This window comes from Enterovirga sp., from assembly GCF_028290205.1.
Lineage (GTDB): Bacteria > Pseudomonadota > Alphaproteobacteria > Rhizobiales > Beijerinckiaceae > Enterovirga.
In genome coordinates this window covers 1-4,508 of the sequence record NZ_JAQGKF010000239.1, presented here as the reverse complement: position 1 = coordinate 4,508, position 4,508 = coordinate 1, and the positions used below count along the sequence as shown (strand labels likewise).

Here is a 4,508-nt window from a genome sequence, read left to right as displayed (position 1 = left end):
CCGCCGGCTGGGCCAGCGCGGCCGGGGACAGGGTGATCGTGCCCCAACACAGGGCGACAACGACCAGCGATGCGACAGACGCGACCGAGCGACGAACCAAGACGACCTCTGAACCTGGAGCGGGGCTGTTCCGACCGGCCGCCGCGCCAAACCACATGCCCGAGCCGAGCCGCCGGTTCAACTGTCCGGCAAGCAAAGATCGTATTCTTCCGAAAATGCCACAGGAGAAGCTCGCCCCCGGGGCAATGCGCCGATGCTGTTTAGAACCGATCAAAGACCTGAGGCCGATCTAGATCGAACAAACGCATTCTTACACTGGATCAATTCTTAACAGCCCGACGGACAAGGCCTCGCTCTCCGATCCGGTCCGCCGCAGCGCGACCCGGGCCTTGCCTGAGCCCCACTGCCCCGGCCCGGAGACGCCACGGGCCCGGATGTGCTAAGAATCGGACCTCTCGGCTATGATTGTCAGGATGCGCAATCTCCCCACGACCGGCGCGACGCCCCCGCCCTCCCCGGCCGAGGAGCCGCCCTTTCCCTTGGCCGATTTCGACACTCAGGTGGAGAGCTTCCGCAGGGCGCGGCGGGCGCGGCGCTCAGAGCTGGTCGACGATTACGTCGAGCTCATCGCCGATCTGATCGACGCGGGCGGGGAGGCCCGCCAGGTGGACATCGCGGCCCGCCTTGGCGTGGCGCAGCCCACCGTGGCCAAGATGCTGCGGCGGCTGGCCGAGGACGGCCTCGTGTCGCAACGGCGCTACCGTGGCGTGTTTCTGACGGAAGCCGGGCGGGAACTCGCCTCGCGCAGCCGGCGTCGCCACCAGATCGTCGAAACCTTTCTGCTCAAGATCGGCGTCGATCCCGAGGTGGCCCGGATCGATGCCGAGGGGATCGAGCATCACGTCAGCGACGAGACGCTCGACGTGTTCGAGCGCTTCATCCAGACCGACCGCCCCTAGACTGGGCAGGCGGCCCGGGCTCCTCACGTCCTCTTGTTCGCCAGGCGTTCGACAGCGCCGGCGAATGCTCCTAGACGCGGGCGGTCCCGGATTTCACGACGTGTCCGACCAGCCGTCTCCCGATCTCGCGCTCCTGATCGCAGCCTGCGCGAACCGGGATCGCGGTGCCTTGGCGACGCTGTACCGGCTCACCTCCGCCAAAGTCTTCGGTGTCGTGCTCAGGATCCTGCGGGACCGGCAGGCCGCGGAGGATGTCCTGCAGGAGGTCTATCTCCGGGCCTGGCAGAACGCCCATCTCTTCACCCCCGAAGCCGGCCGGCCGCTGACCTGGCTCGTCGCCATTGCCCGCAACCGGGCCATCGACGTGGTCCGGAACCGCCGGGCCGCGCCGCTCGCGACCCAGGCGGACCAGGATGCGGCGGATCTGGCGGCCGACCCGACGCCCTGGGAGGCCGATCCGCTTCAGACCGACCGGCTCCGATCCTGCCTCGCCACCCTCGACGAGGCGCACCGGGATTGCTTCATCCTGGCCTTCGTTTCAGGCTATTCGCGCGAGGAACTGGCGCTTCGCTTCGGCCGCAACGTCAACACCATCAAGACGTGGCTGCACCGCAGCGCCAGATCGCTCCGGAACTGCCTGGGCGAGACGGCATGACGGAGGACGACGAGACCCGCGCGGCCGAATACGCCACCGGCACTCTGCCGGGCGCGGAACGGGCCGAGCTCAGGCGCCGAATGGAGCACGATCCGGCGCTGCGAAAGCTGGTCCAAGGCTGGGAGCGGTCGCTGGCCGAGGCGGCCGAACAGGTCGCGGCCGTGGCGCCGCCCGACCGCGTCTGGCTCTCCATCGAGCGCAGCCTCGGGCAGGAAGCCGCGACGGGCCCGGCCGTGGCCGCGACGGCGGAGATCCACCGCCTGCGGCGGTCGCGGCTCCTCTGGCGCTCGGTCGCGGCGGGCGCGACCGCCCTCGCGGCCTCGCTTGCGCTGTGGATCGGGCTCGCCCCGCCGCGCGCCCCGGCCTCCTCGCTGGTTGCAGTGGTGAACCGGTCCGGCGACCTGCCGGCCCTGATCGTACGGGTCGACACACGGGCCGGCCTCGTGCGGGTGCGCTCGCTGTCGGCCGAGACGCCGGCCGGGCACTCGCTCGAATTGTGGTCCATCGTCGGCGGCGATCCGCCGCGCTCCCTCGGCACCCTGTCCGGCCCGAGCAAGGCCATCCCGGCCGCGGACCGGGCTCGGCTGGAGAACGCGACCCTGGCGGTCTCGGTGGAGCCGGCAGGCGGCTCGCCGACCGGCCGGCCGACCGGGCCGGTGGTGTATTCCGGGAAGCTCGTGGCCGACCCGGACTAGCCCGCCCCGAAACCCGCCCGGACCGGATCCGGGCGGGCGATGTCGGTCAGGGCATCAGCACGGTGTCGACGACGTGGATGACGCCGTTCTTCTGGTCCACATCGGCGATGGTCACGGTGGACATGCCGCCCTTCGCGTCCGTGAGCTGGATGGCGTTCCCGGCCATGGAGGCCGTCAGGCTGTCGCCCGACACGGTCTTCAGCACGGCCTTGCCGCCGCCCGCCTTGATGGCCTTGGTGAGGTCGGCCGCGCCCGTCTTCCCGGCCACCACGTGGTAGGTCAGGATCTTGGTCAGGGTCGCCTTGTTCTCGGGCTTGACCAGGCTCTCGACCGTGCCGGCCGGCAGCTTGGCGAAGGCCGCGTTGGCCGGCGCGAACACCGTGAACGGGCCGGCGCCGGACAGGGTGTCGACGAGGCCGGCTGCCTTCACGGCCGCCACCAGGGTCGTGTGGTCCTTCGAGTTGACCGCGTTCTCGACGATCGTCTTGGACGGGTACATGGGCGCCCCGCCGACCGTGACGGTCTTCTCCTGGGCAAAAGCCGGAGCGGCGAGGCCGACCAGCGGCGCGCCGAGGGCGGCGGCCGCGACGGCGGCCAGGAACGAAGTGCGATGACGGTTCATGAGGCTCTCCCTTCCGCGCAGCGCAGCGCTGCGGGATAGCGGCAGGTACGAGCCCCGGCCGGGGAAAGTTTCAGCTCGCCCGCGCCCGTTTCAGCCCCGCACGAGCGACAGCAGCGGGCCCGGGATGTAGGGGACGGGCACACGACGACGATACCGACGCTTGCGCCGCGAGATCCTGCGCGCCCTGCCCCGCGTGGAGGCGGAGCACGCCGACCTGTTCGAATAGCCGCCCCGGAGAGCAGCTCGCGGCTCAGCGCGAAATCAGGGTGATGCGCTGCACGTCGTCCCACACGATCGTGCCGTTCTCCTTGCGGAGGGTCGGGAAATGGCCCGGCACGATGACGTCGCTCATCTCGACGATCTCACGGATGGTGCGCGACGCCACCTCCTTCGGCGCGAAGGCGTGGTCGACGCGGCCCAGCACCGCTTCGCGCGGGAACTTGATCGCATCCCCGGCGATGGTGACGCGCGCCCCGTCCGCGTCCGTGAAGGCCAGCGCGTAGCAGCCCGGGGTGTGGCCGGGGGCCGGGAAGTAACGCAGTCCGGTGGACAATTCCCCGTGCCCGTCGATCAGCCGGAGCTGGTACTTCTGCAGCTGCTCCCGGATGCCCCAGGGCAGCCAGTCGTCCTCAGGATGGGGAGCTTCGACGTAATCCCATTCCGTGCGGCTCACGAAGACCTCGGTCGTGAACGGGAACAGGTCGATGTTCATGACGTGGTCGAAATGCAGGTGGGACAGGAACACCCGCCGGATGTCCGCCGGCTTAAGGTTCCGCTCGGCCAGACCGCGCTTCAGGCTCTCCCGGCTCGTGTGAGAGCCCGCGTCGAACAGGATCGGCCCCTCCGGCGTGTGCACGAGGGCGCAGGTGGAGACCCCGAGGATGTCCGGATCCAGCCTGAGGCTCGATCCGGCAACAATCACGTCATGACTGATCGACGACGAAGACAAGCTGAGGCTCCTCATCTGCAAGCGGCGGCAAGTGGACGCGAAGGGACGGCGCCCGTCAACGCGAAGCCCGGCCCGCGTGCCGCATGGGCAGGCAGGCCGGATCGGCTCAGCCGGCGTCGGCCTCGTCGGGATGCGCCTTGGCCCAGGCCGCCACATCGGCATGGGTGGCGAACCAGCAATCGCCCTTGGCCTTGGCCAGGCGGATCAGCTCGTCGATGATCCAGATGCGGGACCGGTAGCCGATCACGTGCGGGTGGCAGGTGAGCTGGAAGATGCCGCCCTCCTCCCAGGCCGCCTCGAATTCCCGCCGAAAGATGTCGAACACCGCCTCAGGCGGGGTGTAGGGACGCAGGCTCTGGAAGCGGTGCATCCAGAAATACACCGCGTCATCGCGCACCCACTCGACCGGCAGCTCGACGATGCCGGTGGGCGCGCCGTCCAGCAGCAGCTCGTAGCAATCCTCGTCCGCCATCAGCGACGAATCGTAGGCGAGGCCGAGCTCCTGCTCGATCCGCAGCGTGTTGGGGCTGAAATCCCAGGACGGCGTCCGCATGCCGACGGCCCGGCGCCCGGTGATCCGCTCCAGCGCGTCGGCGGCCCGGAAGGTGAGATCCCGCTCGGCCTCGTA

Annotated in this window: 5 protein-coding genes and 1 pseudogene; 3 read left to right on the top strand and 3 right to left on the bottom strand. The window is 69.7% G+C overall.

All coding sequences use genetic code 11. The features are described 5' to 3' along the window. Positions 1 to 473: 473 nt before the first annotated feature. The 3 genes from mntR (at position 474) to JWR86_RS16655 (ending at position 2,309) form a co-directional block, all read left to right on the top strand. Entirely contained in the window at positions 474 to 959 is a 486-nt protein-coding gene (gene mntR, locus JWR86_RS16665; protein WP_299567506.1) for a manganese-binding transcriptional regulator MntR, read from the top strand. 100 nt (positions 960 to 1,059) lie between these two features. Then, positions 1,060 to 1,614, top strand: a complete 555-nt coding sequence (locus JWR86_RS16660) for a sigma-70 family RNA polymerase sigma factor (RefSeq protein ID WP_299567504.1) — start codon at positions 1,060 to 1,062, stop codon at positions 1,612 to 1,614. Continuing rightward, entirely contained in the window at positions 1,611 to 2,309 is a 699-nt protein-coding gene (locus JWR86_RS16655) for an anti-sigma factor (RefSeq protein WP_299567503.1), read from the top strand. The genes JWR86_RS16660 and JWR86_RS16655 overlap by 4 nt, the downstream gene beginning before the upstream one ends. Before the next feature lie 46 nt (positions 2,310 to 2,355). Here the strand turns inward: JWR86_RS16655 and JWR86_RS16650 are convergent, their stop codons facing one another. The 3 genes and pseudogenes from JWR86_RS16650 to JWR86_RS16640 form a co-directional block, all read right to left on the bottom strand. Continuing rightward, positions 2,356 to 2,931, bottom strand: a complete 576-nt coding sequence (locus JWR86_RS16650) for a fasciclin domain-containing protein (protein WP_299567502.1) — start codon at positions 2,929 to 2,931, stop codon at positions 2,356 to 2,358. Between the two features lie 250 nt (positions 2,932 to 3,181). Further along, a complete protein-coding gene (locus tag JWR86_RS16645) occupies positions 3,182 to 3,880 on the bottom strand; it encodes an MBL fold metallo-hydrolase (RefSeq protein WP_299567500.1) in 699 nt (232 codons plus the stop codon). Between the two features lie 106 nt (positions 3,881 to 3,986). After that, positions 3,987 to 4,508: pseudogene (locus JWR86_RS16640) on the bottom strand (polysaccharide deacetylase); the annotation flags it as partial.

Bases quoted from the DNA above. Each gene is read 5' to 3' on its own strand.
- mntR (WP_299567506.1), top strand. From the start codon at position 474: ATGCGCAATCTCCCCACGACCGGCGCGACGCCCCCGCCCTCCCCGGCC.
- JWR86_RS16655 (WP_299567503.1), top strand. From the start codon at position 1,611: ATGACGGAGGACGACGAGACCCGCGCGGCCGAATACGCCACCGGCACT.
- JWR86_RS16650 (WP_299567502.1), bottom strand. From the start codon at position 2,931: ATGAACCGTCATCGCACTTCGTTCCTGGCCGCCGTCGCGGCCGCCGCC.